19 protein-coding genes are annotated in these 22,258 nt (G+C 61.6%); 11 read left to right on the forward strand and 8 right to left on the reverse strand.

What is annotated here, in order from left to right; all coding sequences use genetic code 11:
* Nucleotides 1-40: 40 nt before the first annotated feature.
* From uvrA to RMQ97_RS06005, 3 genes are all read right to left on the reverse strand, one after another.
* The gene (gene uvrA / locus RMQ97_RS05995) at nucleotides 41-2,881 is read right to left on the reverse strand and encodes an excinuclease ABC subunit UvrA (protein WP_413659947.1); all 2,841 of its coding nucleotides are present in this window, start codon (nucleotides 2,879-2,881) and stop codon (nucleotides 41-43) included.
* A 174-nt stretch (nucleotides 2,882-3,055) separates the two neighbouring features.
* A complete protein-coding gene (locus RMQ97_RS06000; protein ID WP_413659948.1) occupies nucleotides 3,056-4,366 on the reverse strand; it encodes a DUF3422 family protein in 1,311 nt (436 codons plus the stop codon).
* 143 nt (nucleotides 4,367-4,509) lie between these two features.
* A complete protein-coding gene (locus RMQ97_RS06005) occupies nucleotides 4,510-5,883 on the reverse strand; it encodes a VOC family protein (protein WP_413659949.1) in 1,374 nt (457 codons plus the stop codon).
* A 366-nt stretch (nucleotides 5,884-6,249) separates the two neighbouring features.
* Here RMQ97_RS06005 and ssb point away from each other — a divergent pair, with 366 nt between their 5' ends.
* The 3 genes from ssb to RMQ97_RS06020 are packed head-to-tail and all read left to right on the forward strand — an operon-like array spanning nucleotide 6,250 to nucleotide 8,586.
* Nucleotides 6,250-6,750, forward strand: coding sequence for a single-stranded DNA-binding protein (gene ssb, locus RMQ97_RS06010; RefSeq protein WP_413659950.1), 501 nt, complete (start codon nucleotides 6,250-6,252; stop codon nucleotides 6,748-6,750).
* Between the two features lie 43 nt (nucleotides 6,751-6,793).
* Nucleotides 6,794-8,089: an SDR family oxidoreductase gene (locus tag RMQ97_RS06015; protein WP_413659951.1), complete on the forward strand. Its 1,296-nt coding sequence runs from the start codon at nucleotides 6,794-6,796 to the stop codon at nucleotides 8,087-8,089.
* Complete coding sequence (locus tag RMQ97_RS06020; RefSeq protein ID WP_413659952.1) at nucleotides 8,086-8,586, forward strand: DUF2269 family protein; 501 nt, start codon at nucleotides 8,086-8,088, stop codon at nucleotides 8,584-8,586. Before RMQ97_RS06015 ends, RMQ97_RS06020 begins: the two co-directional genes overlap by 4 nt.
* A gap of 204 nt (nucleotides 8,587-8,790) precedes the next feature.
* Here RMQ97_RS06020 and RMQ97_RS06025 read toward each other — a convergent pair whose 3' ends face one another.
* Nucleotides 8,791-9,060 (reverse strand): hypothetical protein, encoded by a 270-nt coding sequence (locus RMQ97_RS06025; protein ID WP_413659953.1) that lies wholly within the window; start codon nucleotides 9,058-9,060, stop codon nucleotides 8,791-8,793.
* A 467-nt stretch (nucleotides 9,061-9,527) separates the two neighbouring features.
* Complete coding sequence (locus RMQ97_RS06030) at nucleotides 9,528-10,835, reverse strand: ectonucleotide pyrophosphatase/phosphodiesterase (protein WP_413659954.1); 1,308 nt, start codon at nucleotides 10,833-10,835, stop codon at nucleotides 9,528-9,530.
* 261 nt (nucleotides 10,836-11,096) lie between these two features.
* Here RMQ97_RS06030 and RMQ97_RS06035 point away from each other — a divergent pair, with 261 nt between their 5' ends.
* Nucleotides 11,097-11,729: a hypothetical protein gene (locus tag RMQ97_RS06035; RefSeq protein WP_413659955.1), complete on the forward strand. Its 633-nt coding sequence runs from the start codon at nucleotides 11,097-11,099 to the stop codon at nucleotides 11,727-11,729.
* Here the strand turns inward: RMQ97_RS06035 and RMQ97_RS06040 are convergent.
* Entirely contained in the window at nucleotides 11,711-12,796 is a 1,086-nt protein-coding gene (locus RMQ97_RS06040) for a Kelch repeat-containing protein (RefSeq protein ID WP_413659956.1), read from the reverse strand. The genes RMQ97_RS06035 and RMQ97_RS06040 overlap by 19 nt on opposite strands.
* A 232-nt stretch (nucleotides 12,797-13,028) precedes the next feature.
* Between RMQ97_RS06040 and gyrA the strand changes: the two genes are divergently transcribed.
* The 5 genes from gyrA (at nucleotide 13,029) to RMQ97_RS06065 (ending at nucleotide 18,403) form a co-directional block, all read left to right on the forward strand.
* On the forward strand, nucleotides 13,029-15,809 hold the full coding sequence (gene gyrA, locus RMQ97_RS06045; RefSeq protein WP_413659957.1) for a DNA gyrase subunit A: 2,781 nt from the start codon (nucleotides 13,029-13,031) through the stop codon (nucleotides 15,807-15,809).
* Nucleotides 15,810-15,904: 95 nt separating this feature from the next.
* On the forward strand, nucleotides 15,905-16,393 hold the full coding sequence (gene coaD, locus RMQ97_RS06050) for a pantetheine-phosphate adenylyltransferase (protein ID WP_413659958.1): 489 nt from the start codon (nucleotides 15,905-15,907) through the stop codon (nucleotides 16,391-16,393).
* Entirely contained in the window at nucleotides 16,390-17,331 is a 942-nt protein-coding gene (locus RMQ97_RS06055) for a peptidylprolyl isomerase (protein ID WP_413659959.1), read from the forward strand. Before coaD ends, RMQ97_RS06055 begins: the two co-directional genes overlap by 4 nt.
* 9 nt (nucleotides 17,332-17,340) lie before the next feature.
* Complete coding sequence (locus RMQ97_RS06060; protein ID WP_413659960.1) at nucleotides 17,341-17,793, forward strand: peptidylprolyl isomerase; 453 nt, start codon at nucleotides 17,341-17,343, stop codon at nucleotides 17,791-17,793.
* Between the two features lie 4 nt (nucleotides 17,794-17,797).
* Entirely contained in the window at nucleotides 17,798-18,403 is a 606-nt protein-coding gene (locus tag RMQ97_RS06065; RefSeq protein WP_413659961.1) for a carboxymuconolactone decarboxylase family protein, read from the forward strand.
* Here the strand turns inward: RMQ97_RS06065 and RMQ97_RS06070 are convergent.
* On the reverse strand, nucleotides 18,400-19,434 hold the full coding sequence (locus RMQ97_RS06070) for an endonuclease/exonuclease/phosphatase family protein (protein WP_413659962.1): 1,035 nt from the start codon (nucleotides 19,432-19,434) through the stop codon (nucleotides 18,400-18,402). The genes RMQ97_RS06065 and RMQ97_RS06070 overlap by 4 nt on opposite strands.
* A 91-nt stretch (nucleotides 19,435-19,525) precedes the next feature.
* Between RMQ97_RS06070 and queA the strand changes: the two genes are divergently transcribed.
* Nucleotides 19,526-20,584, forward strand: coding sequence for a tRNA preQ1(34) S-adenosylmethionine ribosyltransferase-isomerase QueA (gene queA / locus RMQ97_RS06075; protein WP_413659963.1), 1,059 nt, complete (start codon nucleotides 19,526-19,528; stop codon nucleotides 20,582-20,584).
* Nucleotides 20,581-21,723 (forward strand): tRNA guanosine(34) transglycosylase Tgt, encoded by a 1,143-nt coding sequence (gene tgt, locus RMQ97_RS06080; protein WP_413659964.1) that lies wholly within the window; start codon nucleotides 20,581-20,583, stop codon nucleotides 21,721-21,723. The genes queA and tgt overlap by 4 nt, the downstream gene beginning before the upstream one ends.
* Here the strand turns inward: tgt and RMQ97_RS06085 are convergent.
* Entirely contained in the window at nucleotides 21,720-22,253 is a 534-nt protein-coding gene (locus tag RMQ97_RS06085) for a hypothetical protein (RefSeq protein WP_413659965.1), read from the reverse strand. The two genes, tgt and RMQ97_RS06085, sit on opposite strands and share 4 nt — an antisense overlap.
* Nucleotides 22,254-22,258 lie beyond the last annotated feature (5 nt).

Genomic DNA, 22,258 nt, shown 5'->3' on the forward strand with positions numbered 1-22,258 from the left:
ACGGGCCGTGGTGTACCTGCTTGCAGGCGAGGCGCTGTCGCTACAACATGGGCTTGAGATAGCGGCCGGTCCAGGAGCGCTCTTCCTTGGCGATTGTCTCCGGCGTGCCAGTAGCGACAATCTCGCCGCCACCATCTCCGCCCTCCGGTCCGATATCGATCACCCAGTCCGCCGTTTTGACGACGTCGAGATTGTGTTCGATCACCACGACCGTATTGCCGGTATTGACGAGTTCGTGCAGCACTTCGAGCAATTTGCGGACATCCTCGAAATGAAGACCCGTGGTGGGTTCGTCCAGGATGTACAGGGTCTTGCCTGTGGCGCGCTTTGACAATTCCTTGGACAGTTTGACCCGCTGGGCCTCACCGCCCGAGAGCTGGTTGGCCGGTTGGCCGACCTTGATATAACCCAGGCCAACCCGTTTGAGGGTTTCCAGCTTGTCGCGCACGGCCGGAACGGCCTTGAAGAAGTCCGCACCTTCCTCGACCGTCATGTCCAGCACATCCGCGATGGACTTGCCCTTGAACTTGATCTCCAGGGTTTCGCGGTTGAAGCGGGCGCCATGACACACATCGCACGGCACATACACGTCCGGCAGAAAGTGCATTTCAATCTTCACCACGCCATCCCCCTGGCAGGCCTCGCACCGTCCCCCCTTCACATTGAAGGAGAACCGACCGGGCTTGTATCCGCGGGTCTTGGCTTCGGGCAGCTGGGCAAACCACTCCCGAATGGGCGTGAAGGCGCCGGTATAGGTGGCCGGGTTCGAGCGCGGTGTGCGGCCAATGGGTGACTGGTCGATGTCGATGACCTTGTCGAGCTTGTCGAGGCCCTCGATCGTGTCATGCGGTGCGGGAACCGTCTGGGCCTTGGACAAACGACGTGCGGCCGCCTTGTAAAAGGTCTCGATGGTCAAGGTGGACTTGCCGCCGCCCGAGACCCCCGTCACGCAGGTCATCACACCGAGCGGGAATTCCGCCGTGACATTTTTGAGATTATTGCCCTTGGCGCCGACGACACGCACCTTGCGTTTCTTGTCGATCTTGCGCCGCTCGGCTGGGATGGTGATTGAGCGGGAGCCGCTGAGATATTGTCCGGTCAGACTGTCAGGATGGGCCTTGATTTCATCGGGCGTGCCGGCGGCCACAATATCCCCGCCGTGCACGCCTGCGGCCGGACCCAGATCCACGACATAATCGGCGGTCAGGATGGCCTCCTCATCATGCTCCACCACGATCACGGTATTGCCCAGATCCCGCAATCCCTGGAGGCTCTCCAGCAGGCGGGTATTGTCACGCTGGTGCAGGCCGATAGAGGGCTCGTCGAGCACATAGAGCACGCCGGTCAGACCGGAACCGATCTGGCTGGCCAGGCGAATGCGCTGGCTTTCCCCGCCTGACAATGTGCCGGAGGCCCGATCCAGTGTCAGATAGTCCAGGCCCACATCATTGAGGAATTTCAGGCGTTCGAGGATTTCCTTGAGAATGCGTTCGGCGATCGCGTTCTGCTTGACTGTGAGGCTGTCAGGAATCTGGGCAAACCAGTCACGGGCCTTGCGGATCGACAGCTTGCTGGCGTCCGAAATGTCATAGCCGCCAATCTTGACCGCCAGGGCTTCCGGTTTCAGACGTCGTCCACCACAGGTTTCGCACGGCTGGGAGGATTGGAACCGGGCCAGATCTTCGCGCACCCAGCTGCTGTCGGTTTCGCGCCAGCGTCGTTCCAGATTGGGGATAACCCCCTCAAAGGCTTTCTGGGTTTCGAATTTGCGCAGACCATCTTCATAGATGAATTTGATCTTCTCCTTGGTGCCATAGAGCACGACGTCGCGGAATTTCTTGGGCAGGGAGGACCAGGGCGCGAACATATCGCCACCGAAGTGATCTGCCAGGGCCTGAAGGGTTTGCTGATAGAGTTTCGACGTCGCACGGCTCCAGGGCGCGATGGCCCCGTCATTGAGTGATTTCTCCCCCTCGGGCACAACGAGACCCGGGTCGAATTTCAGGGATTGCCCCAGCCCATCACAGCTCGGACAGGCGCCGAAGGGATTGTTGAACGAGAACAGGCGCGGTTCGATCTCTGAAATCGTGAAACCGGAGACCGGACACGCAAATTTCTCGGAGAAGACAATGCGCTGCGGGGCGCCATCCTCATCCTTGCGGTCGGCGAATTCCGCAATGGCGATGCCGTCCGCCAGCCCTAGCGCTGTTTCCAGACTGTCCGCCAGACGGCTTTCCATGCCCTCGCGGATCACGATGCGATCGACGACCACATCGATATCGTGCTTGAATTTTTTGTCGAGTTCGGGCGCGTCTTCCATCGTGTAGAATTCGCCGTCGACCTTCACCCGCTGGAAGCCCGCCTTGAGCCATTCGGCGAATTCCTTGCGGTATTCCCCCTTGCGGCCGCGCACCACGGGCGCCAGCAGATAGAGGCGTGCACCGTCTTCCAGCTCCATCAGTCGGTCGACCATCTGACTGACGGTCTGGCTTTCAATCGGCAGGCCGGTCGCCGGCGAATAGGGCACACCCACACGCGCCCATAACAGGCGCATATAGTCATAGATCTCGGTGACCGTACCCACCGTGGAACGCGGGTTTTTGGAAGTGGTCTTCTGTTCAATCGAGATCGCAGGCGACAGGCCCTCGATGGAATCCATGTCCGGCTTGGCCATTAACTCCAGGAATTGGCGGGCATAGGCCGACAGGCTTTCCACATAGCGCCGCTGTCCCTCGGCATAAATGGTGTCAAAGGCGAGGGAGGATTTGCCCGATCCCGACAGGCCGGTGAAAACGATCAGACTGTCGCGTGGCAGATCGACGGAGACATTTTTCAGATTGTGTTCGCGCGCGCCTTGCACACGGATTTTGTCGAGCGCCATACGGTAAGCCTGCCTTGAGTCGGAAATGTCAGTGTTGCGCGGAACAATGGGAGAACATCTCCGCTCTGTCCAGAAGAAGTGCAGAACGGACACATTTAGGGCTCACACAGGGCGTCGTCCAGCCTGTGAACCGGTTTGCTCCTGACACAAGGCTGGCAGGAGAGGGGGTAGAGGTCAGTCTCGCAAGGATCGTTTCACCCGCTGGAGCGCGAGCCAGACTCCGCCAAAAATGACCGGCACCACGAGGGCTGTGGCGAGCGCCACATTCAGCGCCGGCCAGAAACTGCCCGCCACCCCTTTGAAAAGGTAGTGGGCGAGGCCGGTGCCATAATAGGTGATGGCAACAGTCGAGAGGCCTTCGACGGTTTCCTGAAGTCTGAGTTGCAGGCGAGCGCGCTGATCCATTGAGGCCAGGAGGGCGGCATTCTGGTCTTCCAGGGCGACATTCACACGGGTTGCTAGAAGTTGATTGGCGCGGGTCACACGCTGGCCCAGCGCGTCGAGCCGGCGTTGGGCCGCCTCGCAGGTCCGCATGGCCGGCGCCTGACGTCGTTCCAGAAAGACGCTGAGCCGTTCATATCCTTCCACCCGTTCCTCGCGCAGTCGTGTCAGCCGTTCGCGCATGACGGCATCATAGGCGCGCGAAGCCGCAAAGCGGTAATGGGTGCGCGCGTCTGCTGCCGTGACCTCCCCGGCAATGCGGGAAAGACGCTCCAGCAAATCCTTGTCCCGGCCTGTTTGTGGGGGTTCGCTGATCTGAGCGGACAATGTGTCGAGTGCGTTTTCCAGCCGGTTGAGTTCCTGTCCCAGTGCCTGTGCGAGGGGCAGCGCCAAAAGCGCAGCAATCCGGTAGGCATCCACTTCGAGGAGTTTTTGCACGACGCGGCCGCGGCGATCATCGGGTGCACCGGGATCGAACAGGATAAAGCGGACTGCGCCCGTCGCGTCGGCCTTGAAATCGGTCGCGACGGTGAAATCACCCCCTCCAATCGCGCTGGCAATGAAACGGTTTTCCCCAAAGGCCTGGCGAGCGAGTTCCGGCTTGAGCCGTCCCTTCGAACTGGGTTGCACGTCCAGCCGGGTGGCGCTGAGCAGATCGCCAAACCGGTCCAGCACCTCGCCAGGCAGTCCCAGTTCGGGTGGGCCGGAGAAAGGTGGTTTACCTGGACCTTCTTCCATCAAGGTCAGCGTACTCATTTCGGTATGGCGTTCCCAGATCAGCCGGGTCCGGCCCGATTCGATCTGATGACGCCAGGCATCGGGATCCGGGGGCGGTGTCCCGAGCGCAGCACACAATGCCTCGATCTGTGCGACCGGATCGAGCACCTGCCCGTCGCGTCTGTGCATGAAGGCATAATGGGTGAGCTGGGCCGGCAGCGGAGCGGGCAGGGAGGGACGCGCATGCGCTTCTTGCAACAGCTTGCCGCGCAGGAGCGTCATCTGTGCCGCGTTCACCTGATTATCTGCGGCCATAGGGTCTGACATCACGGGCCTCCGTCCGGTTTCATCGTGAGGACGAGGCGGGTCTGGCACAGTTCAGGGCGTTGACCCAAGCGAAAACCGGGGCGAGGGGCTGGCTGGGCAGGCCCACGGTGAGCTTCGATGCAGCACAGCCCCGTGCCGGGCGATTACTCGGCAGGAATCTCAGTCTTGAACGCGTTCAGACACGTGTTGCGGCTTTCAGCTTCCATCGCAGCATAAAGAGCGAACGGATCCGCGACTTTCGCGCCCAGGGCGGTTTCAAATTCAACCTGGTTGGAGCGGGTGATCTGCGCCGCACTATCACCATCGCCGAGATTGGAGGTGAAAATGCCGGCTGCACTGACCGGCAGGAAGTCTTCATAGATAATCGGGGAGGCCGTGACCCAGCCGCGCTCGATCAGGGTGTCCAGGGTCAGGTCCGGGTCGTGACGGGCTGCGGCCGCAGCCTTGCCGGCTTCGCTCAGTGCAAAGCTGAAATAGGCCAGGCCCTGCTCTCGCATCGCGGTCCAGTCGTCCGGGAAAGCGGAAAATACCTCATCCAGATGGGCCCGGTATTGCACCGCATTGGAGCCGTCGGGCGCCGGGGTGATGACCTCGCGTACCGTGTCGAGCAGGCGGTCATACAGCGCCCGACCCTTGGGAGTGAGGGCTACACCGCGCTGTTCGATCTCACCAAAACGGGCCAGGTGTTCACCTTCCACGCCATCGGCAAAACGGACCGGTTCGACAATCGCCTTGAAGGAGGTCTGACGCAGCAGGATCGGGCATTGCCGCGCCGGCGGACCTTCGATCACGGCCTTGGGCTCGATTCCGGCCTGCGGCATGCGGGCCTGTACGATTTCAATGTCCAGCGTGCGCGGGGTGAGGTGATTGATGTGCGGTCCCTTGAACGAGACGATATCGGCAATCAGGCGGTGCGAGGTGAGAAGCGCCTCGTACACGCGAGCGGTCACAGGGGCATCGGCATGCCACTGGAAAGTCTGCGTCAGCTCCGTCACAAAGCGTTCGGCATCCTCGGCATCCAGTCCGCCCTGGGCCTCGGCACGTTCGCACAGATCCATCGCGGCGGCAGTGAAAATGGAACGCGCGGCCAGAAGCTCACGCGCCGTTTCGCGCAGCGTCTGAGACGGGATCAGGTCAAGGCGCAAAAGCGAGGTGAAGACGCGGAACGGATTGGCGGCCAGCGCATCCGGCGAGACCGGGCGGAAGGCCGTGGAATGAACCGGAATACCGGCCACAGTGAGGTCGTAATATCCCACGGGTTCCATGCCGAGCTGAGCAAACATGCGTCGCATCATGTTCAATTCGTCGGCTGTACCCAGGCGAATAGCGCCATGGCGTTCCAGTTGCAGGCGTCCGGCGGCCGAACTTTCGACCGGCGCGGCACCGGCCTGGGTGTTCACGCTGTCGACGATATCCAGCAAGGTGCCATAGGCGGGCACTTCACGGCGATACATGTCGGACATGAGGGAGGAAAAGCGGGTGCGCAGGGCATCCCGGGAGATCAACGCAACGGACATGGGACCAACTCTTTGTCTTTTTGTTCAATTTAGGTGTGTCGCCGGGCAATCCCATCAATTTTTCCGGTTGGCCTGCATGCGTTTTTGTGCGGCGCAGCACGAATTTTGCGGCAGACATTCTGCTGTGCAGCATGCCGTGCATGAACGTGCCAGACGTGAGGTGTGCTCGTGCGGTTTGCATGGCGTGCGCGAGGCCGGATGCGCGGGGGTGGGGATAACCATCGGGCCAGTGGAGTCGTTTGCTGGACGTGTGCGGGCTTCGTGATCACACTGCCAGACGATTCGCGGGTTTGACCTGCGGAACAGAATGTGAACAATGCGACAGACAAGGCTGCTCAAGGCAGTCGGCGAGCGGAGACAAGGGCCATGGCGGGCGTAAACAAGGTTATTCTGGTGGGCAATCTGGGTCGGGATCCGGAGATCCGCCGCCTGAACTCCGGCGAGCCGGTGGTCAATCTCTCCATCGCGACATCCGATACCTGGCGCGATAAATCCTCCGGCGAACGCCGCGAGCGCACCGAATGGCACCGTGTCGTGATCTTCAACGACAATCTGGCCAAGGTCGCGGAGAACTATCTGCGCAAAGGGTCGAAAGTCTATATCGAGGGCGCTTTGCAGACCCGCAAATGGACGGACCAGAACGGCCAGGAAAAATACACGACCGAGATCGTGCTTCAGCGCTATCGCGGTGAGTTGCAAATGCTTGATGGCCGCAATGAGGGCGGTGACAGCTTTGGTGGTGGCCGGTCCGGTGGTTCCAGCTTCGGCAATGACAGCTATGGCGGTGGCGGTGGCGGCCAGGTCTCCAGCGACCGTCCGCAGGAGAGCTTCCATAATGCTGACATTGATGACGAAATTCCGTTCTGATCCGGGCACCGGGTTCGAACTGACACTGTGAAGGGAGCGCCGGATGAGAATTTGCATCACCGGCGCTTCCGGTTTTCTGGGCTCGCATATCGCGGCCCATCTGCATGCGGCCGGTCATCACATCATTGGTGCGGCCCGCCGGGTGGACGCTGCGCGCCGCCAATTCCCCCATCTGGACTGGGTGACCTGTGATCTGCGTTTTGACACGGTCGAGGACTGGCAGGCCCGCCTGGTCGATGTGGACGCGGTCATCAATTGTGCCGGCGTTTTGCAGGACGGTCTGGGAGAGGCCAGCGAAGCCGTCCATGTTTCAGGGGCGTCCGCGCTGTTCGAGGCCTGCGAACGCGCCAAGCTGCGCCGCGTCATCCATATCTCCGCCGTCGGCATTGATGAGCCCGCGACCAGTGCCTATGCGCGAACCAAACGCGCCGGCGAGGAGGCCCTCAAGACCCGTGATCTTGATTGGGTGATCCTGCGGCCCTCCCTGATCGTGGCGCGCACCGTCTATGGCGGCACAGCCGTGATGCGCATGCTGGCGGGGCTGCCCTGGATCACGCCCAGTGTGGCACCCGACCAGGCCTTCAGGCCGATTTGCGCGGCTGATGTCGCCCGGGCCGTCGCCGAATGCCTGACCGCACCCCAGGCGGTGCGAGGCACGTGGGATATTGCCGGCCCGGAGGTGAAAACCGTCGGGGAGACACTGACCGCGCTGCGCCGATGGCTGGGCTTTGGGGCAACCCGGATCTGGTCCGTCCCGCTCCCGCTGGCCCGTCTGGCCTGTCGGATCGGAGATGGTCTGGGCTGGCTGGGCCTGCCTTCGGCCATGCGGACAACCGCGCTGCAGCAGCTGGACTGTGATGGATGTGGTGATCCGCGTCCGTGGCAGGCATGGAGTGCGGTCCGCCCCGCCACGCTGGAGGCCTATCTGCACAGCGAGCCCGCCTCTGTCCAGGATCGCTGGCACGCTCGCCTGGCGCCTCTGCGCCCACTGGCGCGTGTGGTTCTGGGCCTATTCTGGCTGACCACAGGGGTGATTGCGCTGGGGCCCGGCCGGGAGGCCGCACTCGCAGTTTTGAACGCAGGCGGGTTTGGGGATGCGGTGCGCGGGCCCTTATTGTGGGCGACATCGATCATGGATATCGCTTTGGGTCTGACCATGCTGATGGGCTGGCGGACCCGGCTCGTGGCCCTGGGCATGATCGGTGGAACCCTGGCCTATGTTGCCGCCATTTCACTCAGCCTGCCAGAGCTCTGGCTGGACCCGCTGGGGCCGGTTCTCAAAGTCTTTCCCGGGATGATGCTGGCGGCTTTAATCGCCGCGACGGAGGATAAACGGTGAGCCCGGTTTTTGTGACGCTGAAACTCGTACACATCCTCTCCGCGGGCATTTTGTTCGGCGCGGGCATGGCGATTGCCTTTTTCATGTTGATGGCCTGGCGATCGAGGGACCGAGCCGGATTTGCGCTCACCGCGCGCCATGTGGTGCTGGCAGACTGGGTATTCACAACGACCGCGGTGATCGTTCAGCCGGTTTCCGGAGTAGCACTGGCCCATTGGGCGGGATGGCCACTGACTTCGCCCTGGCTTCTGGCGACCTATGCCCTCTATGTGTTTATCGGGGCGTGTTGGTTGCCGGTGGTCTGGATCCAGATCCAGGTGAAACGCGAGCTGGCCTCTCATGACAGTGCACATGATGGCAGGACCGGTGTAGACGGGACGGGTCTGCCGGACCGGGTCCATCGGTTGATGCGCTATTGGTTTATGCTTGGCTGGCCCGCTTTTACGGCGCTTATTGCGATTTTTGTGCTGATGATCGCCAAGCCCGCTCTGGTGTGAGCGCGTTTCAGGTCAAAGCGGATCTCTGATCAGAATTCAGATCGGTGCCATAATCCGAGCCCAGATCCGAGCCGTGATCCGAACCTATGTTCGGCTGCGAAACTTGATCCTGAAGCGCGACAGAACCGGCTCGACATCAAGCCGAACCGGTTCCGCCGGGGGGAGGCTCTTTGGTGAAAGAGCCTGCACAGGGGTCAGTTGGTATCAGTAATAGCCATACGGGCAGCGGCCCACGACTTCCGCGTCATAATACGCGGTTGCGGTGCCGGTCGCCTGGCCGAGAAGCGCCATGTCGCCATAGCAAAACTCCTGCGCCCAGCCGACGACCTGGGTTTTGCTGGCATCGGAGTAGTATGTGTAGATGTGCAGACGGTCGCCAAACATGTTGGCCGAACCGGCTGTCGTGGCAGTCAGCGCAGCCAGGGCTGCAACGGCCACGGCCAGCTTGGTGGTGTGTGTCTTGATCATACGCATGTCGATCTCCCTCTGAGTGGGCGAACCTCCAGCTCTGTCACTCCCGATGAACAACCTAAGGTGGCTCGCAGGTGCAGGATTGCCCTGACGCGCGGAGAAATCAACCCCTGAGGGAATAATTCAATTCAAACGCGCTTGGGTGTGCGAAGCTTGCACAGATCCGAGCAAACCAGACCGACCACCAGAAACGGGTCCAGCCGATGTCGACGGACTTATAGCAAGTCGACGAGCCAGGGGCACTTTGCCACCCAGCGGCGTGAAGGCATTGAGACGGCCTGCGACCACGATAACCGGCGCCGCAAAGGCAGCCATGCGTGCAATCATCACTCACCCCTGTCACGGTTGGGGGACAGGATTAAAGAGTGTTGGAGGTCGCTCGAGCCCGGCGAAAATCCGATTCACGGGTAAGCCCCGTGTCGTCTGCCGTGATCGTGGACGACCTCCTGTCGTGTACTCGTCTGGCCGGGTTATGGCGTTCCGCAACGACCGTCCGTCAGCCGGGCCAGGGTTGCGTCATCACCGGCGGTGTCTGCCGGATCAAGACCCAGGGCACAGGCCATCAGACCGTAGACATTGACGTTCTCGAACGCGTCCGGACGTGCCCCTTGCGGGAAGATGGGACCGGCGCCGATAAAGGTGGCGCCCATATCCATCTCCATATTGTCATACCCATGATTGCCGCGGAGGTTGGCCTGGTAGGGCGAGGCCAGATCCGCTTCACGCAGGGTCACGGACCAGCGGGGTGAGGGCAGGAAGATCATATCGGGACCACGGGTCTCGTGATCGAAGTGGAAATGATCCGGCATGGTGTCGCGGGTGAAAACCTCAAGCTCGGGATGGGCTCCCTGCATGGCAGCATGCACCCGGGACACGGTTTCCGCATCGCCATAGCCGAAGATATAGGGGTTGAGCCCGGCGCCATAGCGTCCCTGGACTTCCGGCATGTACAGCCCCTCAAGCTCGGCATAATCATCGATGAAGATGACCCGGTCGGAATTGTTGACCGGTGCCATGCCGTGATCGGACACGACAATGATCGTTGTGCGCTCCAGAAGGCCGCGTTCGGTCAGGCCGTCCACGAGGTTTCCGACCAGTGCATCGACACGGGCTACCGCCTGACCTTCGGCTTCGGTGAACGGACCGGCACGGTGTGTGATGCTGTCGACATGATCAAAATAGACGGCGGCAAAATCGGGTTGTTCGTCTAGCGGGGCATCAAACCAGGCGAGGACTTCCGCCACGCGCTCCTCATAGGGTTTGTCGTGTTGGTAGGGATGCCAGACGGTGGGACGGCGACCCTCCACTTCTGATCCCAGCCAGAACATGACATGGGCGCGTCGGCCCTGGGCCTCGGCGGTCGTCCAGATCGGCTCGCCCGCCCACCAGCGCGGATCCTGGGGGCCACCGCCCCGGTTGGAAAACACTTCATCATAGACCCGGTCATACGGGGCATTGGTGATCATGCCATGATCTTCGGGATACAGGCCCGTGGCGATGGAATAGAAGTTGACGAAGGTCTTGGATGGCATCACCGGGATCATGCGTTGCGGGCGTGTGCCACGCGCAGCTAGCGCCTGCAGATTCGGTGCGGGATGGCGGTCAATCGCATCAAAGCGCAGCCCGTCCAGACCAATCAGCAGGACAATCGGATCGTCAACCGGTGCGGCAACCGCCCTCTCCGTTTCGTTTGGATCCGGGTCCACAAGGGCGGCGCAGGCGGCCAGTGTGCTGGCCAGTGCCAGAATCAAGGTGGTTTTCAGTGTATGGACGCGCATCGCTTCCCCCAATGGTTTGTCCTGAACGAGCGGTTTTCTAGTGCGATGCGGCCCGTTCGCAAACGCATATGTTTGTGACGGCGCCTCAAACCCCCCTGTTATTACTGGGAATTCAGTGTCCGGACAGGATTTCGCGTGCGTCGGGGCGGGTAATTTGTTCTCATTCTCCCAGCGGGCGGTGACGCTGCAAGTGGTCCTGCCCGACATGAGTGACTCATCCGAGTCGGAATGTGAGTGCGAAACAAACGGGTCGAACCGGACATGACACGACGCGAAAAACGATCGGAATCCCTGGAAATCCGGCTGGGCTATTCCAGCAAGCAGGCCTTCATGGAGGCGTGTCGGGAGAAAGGGGTCACCGCCAGTGAGGTGATCCGGGCGTTTGTCGAAGATTATCCGGTGAAACCCAAGCGACGGGCCTGGCCAAATTTACGTTTGCCCATCAAGGAGCCTGTCATGAATCTCTCTCTTGTTTCTCTCTTGTCCGCCACCCTGGCGACCAGCGCCATTTTGCCGACCCAGTCCGCGATTGGGGATGAGGAAAGCCCGGACGTCGTATTCGAACGTCTCGATGCGGATGGTGATAACCGTTTCCAGGTCACCACACTCTACGAACTGGCCGGACTGCACCCGGACGGTTCGTTTTCCCAGGCGATGATCGACCAGGTCACCACGGATTTCCGCGAGGCCATTGCCGGTCAGGCCGAGGTGATTGCGGCCAGCGGCCAGGAGTTCGATTATGACGAAATGCTCTCGCGCGCTTTGACGAGCGCCGAGGCCTCGGCGGCGGCCGGGATTGAACGGGTGTTCGAACGCATGGATTCGGACGGCGACACCTGGGTCAGCCGGACTGAATTCTTTGCCTTCTCAGAGTTTCACTCCGACGCCCGGTAGAGATACTCGACAATGCCTGATGTGCCGTCGCCGCCGACACGGGTGGCGCCGGCCACGGTGATGATGCGATCGGGTGTGCTCACGGCACCCAGCCCATGTCGGGGTGTGAGCATGCTCGGTCCATTGCGCCAACTGTCCGATTGCGGATCATAGATCCAGCAATTGGGATAGACACCCCCGCCATCGGCGAACCATTCTCCGCCAAACGCATAGAGTTCACCGCCCAGCTGTCCCGCCGCCAGCCCGCCCTGGCCTTGGGGCATCGGTGCGCGTGTTTCCCAGCGATCAGACTCGAAGTCATAGACCTCGTGATGGGCGAGATTACCCTCATTGACCCGGCGCCCCCCGACCACATGCCAGCCATCCGCCATGTGCACCCCGGCTGCTGAATTGCGTGGATTGGGATTGGGGGCCGCGCTTTCCCAGCGATCTGTGCGGCTGTCATAGACATAGTGCACACCGACATCGCCGTGATGGCCCCAATTGGCATTGCCACCCCCGGTAGGCTGACGACCTGTGACGGCGTGGATCCGCCCCTCATGAGAGGTCGCGACGGTTTCGCCGAGCGGACCGGGCAGGGGTGTCGTTTCCGTCCAGGTATTTTTTCGCGGGTCGTAGACCGTGTGATTGCGGATCATGTTCCACGCACCGCCATTGCCGGCCTTGAACCCGCCCAGAGCATGGATCTTGCCGCCATGTCCGACGAGATGGGGATGGTGACGTGGTTCGGGCAGGGGCGCGATCTCGTGCCAGTCCGCGTCACAGCCCAGGCGAACAACGTCTCCACCCGGCGTGCTTGAAACCGGGGTCCAGCTCCGAAGAGCAAAGGCGCGGTCGGTGATGTTGATCGGGTTGGGACCATCCGTCGACAGGCCTCCCGCCAGATACATGTCGTCATCCAGCACGGCCGGATAGATTTCCTGGGTCTGGATGGGCAGGGTCGCACCGGGTTCCCATCCGCCTTCGACCTGTGCACGAGAGGTGCGGCAACGACTGGCCAGGGCCGGGGCAGGCAGGGCGAGGGCCAGGCCGCTGGCAATCAGGTGTCGGCGATTGAGTCCCGTCATGGATATCCCTCCGGCTGTGTCTGTCCCTAAAGGCTAGCAGGACGCGCGTGTTTGACCAGTCTTTCGGGGATAACCGCGCCCGGGATTTGCGCCGAATCTGCTCGATTGTTAAACCAATGCGACAGAATTGCCGCCTGATTCTCGCGCACGCGGGACGGGCGGTGTTTTTCACAGGGCGACAGGCGGGAATTTCCCCACACCTTGCGGCCCTGCAGCGTGAAAGAGGACCGCCTTGAGCGATCAGGACGACGAACTGAACCCGGGTGCCGCCCCGCTTCCAGACGGTATTGGCAATATCGCCATCGAAGACGAGATGCGCAGCTCCTATCTCGACTACGCCATGAGCGTGATCGTGAGCCGTGCCATCCCCGATGCCCGTGATGGTCTCAAACCGGTTCACCGCCGCATCCTCTACACCATGCATGAAAACGGGCAGACCCATGAAAAGGCCTACCGCAAATGTGCGACGGCTGTGGGTGATGTGATGGGTCGCTATCACCCTCATGGTGACCAGGCCGTCTATGATGCCCTTGTCCGTCTTGCGCAGACCTGGTCCATGCGGGTGCCGCTGGTGGATGGACAGGGCAATTTCGGTTCGATCGATGGCGATCCGCCGGCAGCCTATCGTTACACCGAAGCGCGCATGCAGAAGGTGGCCCAGTCGCTGCTGGCCGATATCGACAAGGATACGGTGGATTTTGTCGAGAACTATTCTGCCGAACGGCAGGAGCCGACGGTTCTGCCGGCGCGATATCCCAATCTTCTGGTCAATGGATCCAACGGCATTGCCGTGGGCATGGCGACCAATATCCCGCCGCATAATCTGGGTGAGGTGATCGACGCCTCGCTGGCCCTCCTGGACAATCCGGCACTGGATGAGGACGAATTCCTGTCCATCCTGCCCGGGCCCGACTTCCCCACCGGAGCTCATATTCTGGGACGTTCCGGCGCTCGCTCTGCCGTGCAGACAGGGCGTGGTTCGATCATCATGCGCTCCAAGACCACCATCGAGGAGGTCCGCAAGGATCGTCAGGCCATCATCGTTCACGAGATTCCCTATCAGGTGAACAAGGCCACGATGATCGAGAAGATCGCCGATCTGGTGCGCGACAAGAAGATCGAAGGCATTGCCGATCTGCGTGATGAATCCGACCGCTCAGGCATTCGCGTGGTGATCGAGCTCAAGCGTGATGCCAATGCCGATGTCGTGCTCAATCAGCTCTATCGCTGGTCGTCCATGCAGACCTCCTTTGGTGCCAATATGCTCTCGCTGGTCGATGGGCGGCCGCAACAACTGGGCGCGCGCGAGATTATCGAGGTCTTCCTGCGGTTCCGCGAGGAAGTGGTTGCCCGCCGCACGAAGTTTGAGCTCAACAAGGCCCGCGACCGGGCACATGTGATCATTGGTCTGGCTCTGGCCGTGGCCAATATCGATGACGTGATCGCCCTGATCCGCAATGCGCCGAACCCGGCCACCGCTCGTGAACAATTGATGGCGCGCGACTGGCCGGCGGCCGATGTGGCGCCTCTGGTGGAGCTGGTTGCTGATCCGCGGTCGATTTTGACCTCCAACGGTACACTGCGCCTCACAGAGGAACAGGCACGCGCCATTCTCGAGCTCCGGCTGAACCGGCTGACCGGTCTGGGGCGTGAGGAATTGGGCAATGAAGCCCGGACCCTCGCGGACGAGATCGCTGATCTTCTCGATATCCTGCGGTCTCGCGTGCGGGTTCTGGATATCATTCGCAGCGAGCTGACCGAGGTCAGAGAGAATTACGCCACGCCGCGTCGTTCCGAATTCCTCGATGGCGGTTATGACTTCGAGGACGAAGACCTCATCCCGCGCGAAGACATGGTCGTGACGGTCACCCATGGTGGTTATGCCAAGCGTACCGCCTTGTCCGATTACCGGGCCCAGCGCCGTGGCGGCAAGGGCCGGTCGGGCATGGCGACCAAGGACGAGGACTTTATCTCGACGCTGTTTGTCGCCTCCACCCATGCACCGCTTCTGTTCTTCTCGAACAAGGGCATGGTCTACAAGACCAAGGCCTGGCGTTTGCCGGCGGGTGCGCCCAATACTAAGGGCAAGGCGCTGGTGAACATCCTGCCCCTGGATCAGGGTGAGACCATCACCTCGATCATGGCGCTGCCGGAAGACGAGAGCACCTGGTCCGAGCTGAATGTGATGTTCGCCACCCAGTCCGGTTCGGTGCGGCGCAACAAGCTGTCGGATTTTGTCCAGGTCAATCGCAATGGCAAGATTGCCATGAAGCTCGATGCCGAGGATGAACGCATTATCGATGTGCGTTTGTGCACCGAGGATGATGATGTCTTCCTGGTGAGTGAAAAAGGTCGTGCGATCCGCTTCCCCGTCACCGATGTCCGGGTCTTTGCGGGCCGCAATTCCATTGGTGTGCGTGGCATTCGCCTGGGCGAGGGCGATCGTCTGATGTCGATGGCCATCCTGCGCCATATCGAGGTCACACCCGCCGAAGCCCGCGCTTATACGAAACACGCCACGGCCATGCGTCGTGCGCTGGGGGATGAGGAGATCGAGGCTCCGGTCGCGGATGCGGCCGAGGATGTCGGTGAAGAGGCTGCGCTCAGCCCTGAACGCATCGCCGAACTGGGCGGAGCGGAACAATTCCTGCTGACCGTGGGCGCGGATGGCATGGGCAAACGATCCAGCGCTTATGATTATCGCGTCATGGGACGGGGCAATCAGGGTGTGGCGGCGATGGACCTTTCGCGCGGCGCACTGCTGGCAGCCAGCTTCCCCGTGGATGATGCGGACCAGATCATGGCAGTCACAGATGGCGGACAATTGATCCGTTTCCCTGTTGATGGGGTGCGAATTGCCGGTCGGTCCACGCGCGGTGTGCGCCTGATCCGTCTGAATGGCGATGAACAGGTGGTCGCGGTTGTGCGGATCGAGGATGCAGGTGATGATGAGGGCGGCGAGGATGAGGCGCAGACCCCGCAAACCCCTGCCGCGGACGGCCCGGAAGCCTGATGTCAGCGGAGTGATTTGCACAGCGCTTTAAACCGTCTATCACCTGTTGGAGAGACTTCCGTTCGGAGGGGCGGGAGTGGCCGGGAGACCTGAGAATGACACGGACCGCGCTCTATCCGGGAACCTTTGATCCGCTGACCAATGGTCATATCGACATCATCGGACGGGCCGTGAAAATGGTGGACCGTCTGGTGGTGGGCGTGGCGATCAATGAAGCCAAGAAACCGCTGTTCTCGCTGGACGAGCGGGTCGCCATGGTTGAGACCGAACTGGCCCGGTTCTCCGAACATGCTCATATCGAAGTGATGCCGTTTGACGGTCTGCTGATGCATTTCGCCGAAAGCATCGGTGCCCAGTCCATCGTGCGCGGCCTGCGCGCGGTGTCAGACTTTGAATACGAATTCCAGATGGTCGCGATGAATCAGCGGCTCAATGACCAGATCGAGACGGTCTTCTTGATGGCGGATCCGCGTCACCAGGCCATCGCTTCGCGTCTGGTGAAGGAAATTGCCAAGCTGGGCGGGGATGTGTCCGCCTTTGTGCCCCCCGCGATTGAAGCCAAGCTTAAGGAGCGTTTTGCGTGATTAGTCGCCTGTCCCTTGCTGCCTGCCTGACCCTGGCCCTGTCGGCCACGGCCTGCGCGCGTGATGCGCAAACCGAGACTGCACCCCAGGACGCATCGCCGACCGAGGTTGCGGCTCCGGCGGAAACGGCTCCGGCTTTTGAATTCTCCGAAGCCGCCTGGCGCGATCTTGATCCCGAAAACACGCTCTATCTGAGCACGAATTACGGACCGGTCGTGATCGAGCTGGCCCCGGAATTTGCCCCGCGGCATGTTGAGCGTATCAAGACCTTGGCAGACCAAAATTTCTACGATTTCCTCATCTGGCATCGTGTCATTGAGGACTTCATGGCCCAGGGCGGCGGGCACCGCTCCAATCCGAACCACCGGACCGATCTTCCGCCGGTCCCGGCCGAGTTTACCGTGCGTCGCGGGGGTGAGCTCCAGGTCTCGGAACTGATGATGCGCCCGGTGCGCCCGCGGGGTCGTGACCAGGCGCCCGCCGGCTTCTGGCAGGGTTTCCCGGCCGGAACCCGCCCGCTCGCGGCCGCGGCTCTGATGGGCGATGGCCGGGTGGATAGCTGGCTGCTTCACTGCACCGGTGCGGCGGCGATGGCACGAACCGCGGACCCCAACAGCGCGGGCAGCCAGTTCTACATCACGCTGGGAGATGCCGAACACCTCAATGCAGACTATACGGTGTGGGGCCGTGTGCGCCATGGCATCGAGGCGATTGAAAGCCTCAATGTCGGTGTTCTGTATGATGATCCGGAGTTCACGCCGGACGTCATCCGGTCCATACGCATGGAAAATGCCGTGCCCGAGGCCGAACGCCTTCGCGTTCAGGTCGTGGATACCAATTCGGCGGAGTTTTCCGCCTATCTCGACACTTTGCGTGACGCGGATGGTGTATTGCCGGATGTGTGCGACATCGACGTGCCGACTCGAATCTTGAACTAGGAAAGACTTATGGCTGAAGAACAGATCGTATTCACCCTCGATGGCGGCGACGTCGTTATTGGCCTGCGCCCGGATCTGGCGCCGAAACACGTGGCTCGCATCACCCAGCTGGTGAAAGAAGGCTTTTATGATGGCCTGACCTTCCACCGCGTGATTGATGGTTTTGTTGCGCAGGGTGGATGTCCGAACGGCACCGGCATGGGTGGATCGGGCGAGAATATTCCGGCCGAATTTAGCGCAGAACCGCATGTGCGCGGGACGATGTCCATGGCGCGCGCGGCCAATCCGGACAGTGCCTCCTCGCAATTCTTCATCTGCCTGGATGAAGTGCCCTACCTCAATAATCAGTACACCGTGTGGGGACAGGTGACGTCCGGCATGGAACATGTCGACGCGCTGCCCAAGGGCGAGCCGCCGGCCGAGCCGGGCAAAATCATCAAGGCGGTTGTGGTCGAGGCCTGATCCCTTGAGCTGGATCAAGACGATTTCACGCGAGGCGGCCGATGGCCGCCTCAACTCTATCTATACCCGTGTGGCGGGGCCGGACGGCCAAATCGACAATATACTGGCCGCCCATAGCCTGCGCCCGCACACGCTGGAAGGGCATATGGCCCTCTACAAGGCGGTTCTGCATCACTACGGCAATGCGCTGGACAAGGCCTATCTGGAGACTCTGGGCACCTATGTGAGCCTGCTCAACCAGTGTGCCTACTGTGTCGAACATCATTATGCCGGGCTGAAACGCCTGCTTGGCAATGATGATCGCGCCCAGGAAATCCGGGAGGCTCTGGCGTCTGACCAGCCAGCCCGGGCCTTTGGCGTGCGCGAAGCAGCCGGACTGCTGTATGCCCGCAAGCTGACGCTGTGCCCGGACCGTATCGGACAGGCTGATATCGAGGCTTTGCGCCGGGCCGGGTTCGAGGATGGCGAAATCCTGGAGATCAACCAGGTCACCGCCTATTTCGCTTACGCCAATCGCACCGTCCTGGGACTGGGTGTCAGTCATGAGGGTGAGCAATTGGGCTTGTCACCGGGCGATAGCCATAGTCCGGACGACTGGTCCCACGGCTAGGCGTCTGGCCCGTCACTCGAAGGTCGGATGCGCAGCCGGACCCGAACGGGCCGATGATCGGATCCGGTACTGGCCAGACGATCGCGGCCCAGCAGTTCCACGGCCTCTCCGGCAAAAACATGATCAATACCGATCAACGGTGTCGCCACACCGGATGCGTCTGTGCCGAAACGTCCTTCGGCGGGCCAGGTCGGCAGGCCGTAGGTCAGGCGTGCCAATCCGAAATCCTCACCGAAACGGGCCAGGGCGCGTGATGGATCTGCGGCGTTGAAATCCCCGGCGATGATCAGCGTATCCTGGGGGAAGCGGGTAAGGTGGCTGGCCAGATTACGCCGTTCGCAATCCTGGACCCCAAACGGGTTGGGCCAGTCCATATGTACGGAAACCACATGGATGACCCCGCCCTCGGGTCCGGCAAAGCGGGCCCAGCTGGCGGGCGGCAGGTCAAGCTGGCAGGGGGAGGCGTTTTGCCAGTCGGTCGCCGGACCGTGGCGAATACAGCCGGTGTCCAGGGGTGCGCGACGGGCATAGATGCGGGTTGAGGCGCTGCACTCCGTGGCGAACGGATAGGCGCGTCGAAATCCGGCTCGCTCCAGCCGCTCGATATTCCACGCTTCCTGCAGGGCGATAATATCCGCCCCGCTAGCCAGCATGACATCGCGGGCCGCCTCGGTGTCGTAATAATGGCCCCACAGATTATGGGTGACGAGCGTCAGGGTGAACGCTTGGGCTGGCGGTGTCTCGTTCGGGCGAAAGCGCAACATCGCCCATGTCGGCGTGAGTGCGGGGAGCAGGACCAGAATCAACAGCACGGCGGCGATGATCCGGCTGGCGGAGCGCGACCGGGGGCGGAAACTGCGTGGCTGGGGCACGGGGAGCCAGACCAGTGCTGTCAGCGTGAGCGCCAACAGGGCGCTGATCGGCCAGAGCTGTCGAGTGATGTCGGCCAGGCTGACAATCGGGGACAGCCAGATGAGGGCGGCGAGCCCGGCCAGGGCGGTCCCACTGCCCCAACGAATCAATTTACGCACTTGACGCCACACACGCTCGGCCTTTCCTGTCGCAGTCCCGCATACAGGCAAAAGATTGCGAAGCGGTGTGGCGGAAGTTAGATCCTGCTGCATGCAAGTGTCTGATTTCGATTTTGAGCTGCCAGAGGCGAATATCGCCCTGCGACCGGCCCGACCGCGCGATGCGGCGCGTCTGCTTCATGTCGCCGCCGATGGCGCGCTGGGCGATAAGGGTGTTCTCGATCTGCCCGATCTGCTGCAGCCGGGCGATCTGATGGTGTTCAATGACACCAAGGTCATTCCCGCCGCCCTTGAAGGTGTGCGCGCCGCGCGTGCCGAGGGCGGGGGCGGTGATGTGACGCTTGAGGTCAATCTGCACAAGCGCGAGGCGGCAGATCAGTGGCGCGCCTTCATCCGGCCGGCCAAGCGTATTCGCGTGGAGGATGAGGTGCGCTTCGGACGCCTCGTGGCCACCGTGAGCGAGAAAGGGGAGGGCGGTGATACCGTGCTGACCTTCGCGCTGTCCGGCACCGAGCTCGATGCAGCCATCGCCGAAACGGGGGCGCCGCCCCTGCCGCCCTATATTGCCCGCAAGCGCGGTGTGGATGAGCAGGATGTGGTGGACTACCAGACGCTGTTCGCCCGTGAGGCCGGCTCGGTCGCAGCGCCGACGGCGGGTCTGCATTTCACCGAACGCCTGATGGACGCGCTCCGCACGCGCGGGGTGGAGATGTGCCAGGTGACCCTGCATGTCGGCGCGGGCACTTTTCTGCCGGTCAAGTCGGATGACACGGATGACCATGCCATGCATTCGGAATGGTGCACGATCTCTGCCACAGCCGCCGAGGCCATCAACACCGCCAAGGTTCAGGGGCGGCGGGTCATTCCGGTCGGCACCACAGCCCTGCGCACACTGGAAAGCCTGGCAGTAGCCAAGGGACGGGTCGCAGCCGGCAGCCGCGACACGGATATCTTCATCACGCCGGGATATGAGTTCAAGATCATCGACGCCTTGATGACCAATTTCCACCTGCCCAAATCCACGCTCTTCATGCTGGTTAGTGCCCTGTCGGGGCTGGATGTCATGCAGCGCGCCTATGCCCATGCCATCGCGCAGGGTTACCGGTTTTATTCCTACGGCGATGCCTGTCTCCTGGAGGGTCAGCGATGAGTGTTTTTCCGTTCACGGTTCATGCCAGTGAAGGCGCTGCGCGCACTGGGACGCTGTCGACCTCGCGCGGCGAGATCCAGACACCGGCCTTCATGCCGGTCGGGACCGCCGCGACCGTCAAGGCGCTGTACATGGACCAGGTCCGGGCGACCGGTGCCGATATCATCCTGGGCAATACCTATCACTTGATGCTGCGCCCCGGTGCGGAGCGGGTGAAACGCCTGGGTGGTCTGCACGCATTTTCAACCTGGTCCGGTCCGATCCTCACCGATAGTGGCGGGTTCCAGGTCTGGTCCCTGTCCAAACTGCGCAAGATGAGCGAGGAGGGTGTCACCTTCCGCTCTCATATTGACGGTTCGGAACACAAGCTCACTCCCGAACGCTCGATCGAGATCCAGGCTGACCTGCTGGGCGCCGACATCTCCATGCAGTTTGATGAGTGCACGCCCTTTGGCTGTTCCCGCGACGAGGCGCGCGCTTCCATGGAATTGTCCCTGCGCTGGGGGCAGCGATCGAAAACCGCCTTTGGTGAACGTGAAACACAGGGCCTGTTTGGTATCGTCCAGGGATCGGTGTTCGAGGATTTACGCCGTGAGAGCGCGCAGCGCTCTATCGAGACCGGTTATGATGGATACGCGATTGGCGGTCTGGCCGTGGGCGAAGGGTTTGAAACCATGTGCGAGGTGCTCGATTTCACCACGCCGCATCTCCCCGCTGACCGGCCGCGATACCTGATGGGGGTCGGCAAGCCCATTGACCTGGTGGAAAGTGTCGCGCGCGGTGTCGACATGTTTGACTGTGTGCTGCCCACCCGGTCGGGGCGTCATGGACAGGCCTGGTCAGACTGGGGTCCGATCAATATCAAACGCGCCGAGTTTATCGAGGACGAGCGTCCGCTCAATCCGCAACTCGACTGCCCGGCCAGTACGGACTATTCCCGCGCCTATCTCAACCACCTCTTCCGCTCGGGCGAATACCTCTCGGCCATGTTGTTGAGCTGGCACAATATCGCCTATTTCCAGGACCTGACGCGGCGTATGCGCGAGGCCATTCGCGCGGGCCGGTTCGAGGCTTTCCGTGCCGAATTCAATGCGCGCTGGGCGGCAGGCCCGCAGGCCGAAGAGATTCAGGCACCCTAGTCACCGGATTCGGGATCAATGAGCTGATAGGCTTCAAAGGCACGGCTCATATAGGAGGGCGGGCATCCAAACCCGTCATACAGTCCGCGCAGATAAGCCCGTCGACGCTGACCCATATCGCGGATCTGCTGCGCCTCGCGCTCGATCCGGCCGGACTGTCCGATAAAGCGCACCACAGGCCGGACGGGATTGAGGCCGACAATGGTCGAGCGATACAGGTCCCGCGCTCCGCTGGCCGCTGCATCGGGGGCCCGGCTGGCATAATACGAACCCTGGCTGACCCAGTTCTCGTCGCTGCGCGCCTCGCGTTCCTCAATTTCGGCGAGGCGGTGCTGTTCCTCGATATCCGCCCCCAGGACGGATGTGATTCGGGCGATATCGCGGGCCACGGTCGAGCAGCGCCGTCGGGAGCCATCGCCGCCATAGGGGGTCGGGACGGTGTCATCCAGCTCGTCCACCATCACCGGACCGGGGCGTTCACGGGGTAAACCCACCGCATCCTGGACCGCAACAGAGGTTTCCGAGCTCATGAATG

The sequence above is a fragment of the Maricaulis sp. D1M11 genome, from assembly GCF_047308265.1.
GTDB lineage: Bacteria > Pseudomonadota > Alphaproteobacteria > Caulobacterales > Maricaulaceae > Maricaulis.

Bases quoted from the DNA above. Each gene is read 5' to 3' on its own strand.
- uvrA (WP_413659947.1), bottom strand. From the start codon at position 2,881: ATGGCGCTCGACAAAATCCGTGTGCAAGGCGCGCGCGAACACAATCTG.
- RMQ97_RS06000 (WP_413659948.1), bottom strand. From the start codon at position 4,366: ATGTCAGACCCTATGGCCGCAGATAATCAGGTGAACGCGGCACAGATG.
- RMQ97_RS06005 (WP_413659949.1), bottom strand. From the start codon at position 5,883: ATGTCCGTTGCGTTGATCTCCCGGGATGCCCTGCGCACCCGCTTTTCC.
- coaD (WP_413659958.1), top strand. From the start codon at position 15,905: ATGACACGGACCGCGCTCTATCCGGGAACCTTTGATCCGCTGACCAAT.
- RMQ97_RS06015 (WP_413659951.1), top strand. From the start codon at position 6,794: ATGAGAATTTGCATCACCGGCGCTTCCGGTTTTCTGGGCTCGCATATC.
- ssb (WP_413659950.1), top strand. From the start codon at position 6,250: ATGGCGGGCGTAAACAAGGTTATTCTGGTGGGCAATCTGGGTCGGGAT.
- RMQ97_RS06060 (WP_413659960.1), top strand. From the start codon at position 17,341: ATGGCTGAAGAACAGATCGTATTCACCCTCGATGGCGGCGACGTCGTT.
- RMQ97_RS06085 (WP_413659965.1), bottom strand. From the start codon at position 22,253: ATGAGCTCGGAAACCTCTGTTGCGGTCCAGGATGCGGTGGGTTTACCC.
- RMQ97_RS06030 (WP_413659954.1), bottom strand. From the start codon at position 10,835: ATGCGCGTCCATACACTGAAAACCACCTTGATTCTGGCACTGGCCAGC.
- tgt (WP_413659964.1), top strand. From the start codon at position 20,581: ATGAGTGTTTTTCCGTTCACGGTTCATGCCAGTGAAGGCGCTGCGCGC.
- RMQ97_RS06025 (WP_413659953.1), bottom strand. From the start codon at position 9,060: ATGCGTATGATCAAGACACACACCACCAAGCTGGCCGTGGCCGTTGCA.
- queA (WP_413659963.1), top strand. From the start codon at position 19,526: ATGCAAGTGTCTGATTTCGATTTTGAGCTGCCAGAGGCGAATATCGCC.
- RMQ97_RS06035 (WP_413659955.1), top strand. From the start codon at position 11,097: ATGACACGACGCGAAAAACGATCGGAATCCCTGGAAATCCGGCTGGGC.
- RMQ97_RS06040 (WP_413659956.1), bottom strand. From the start codon at position 12,796: ATGACGGGACTCAATCGCCGACACCTGATTGCCAGCGGCCTGGCCCTC.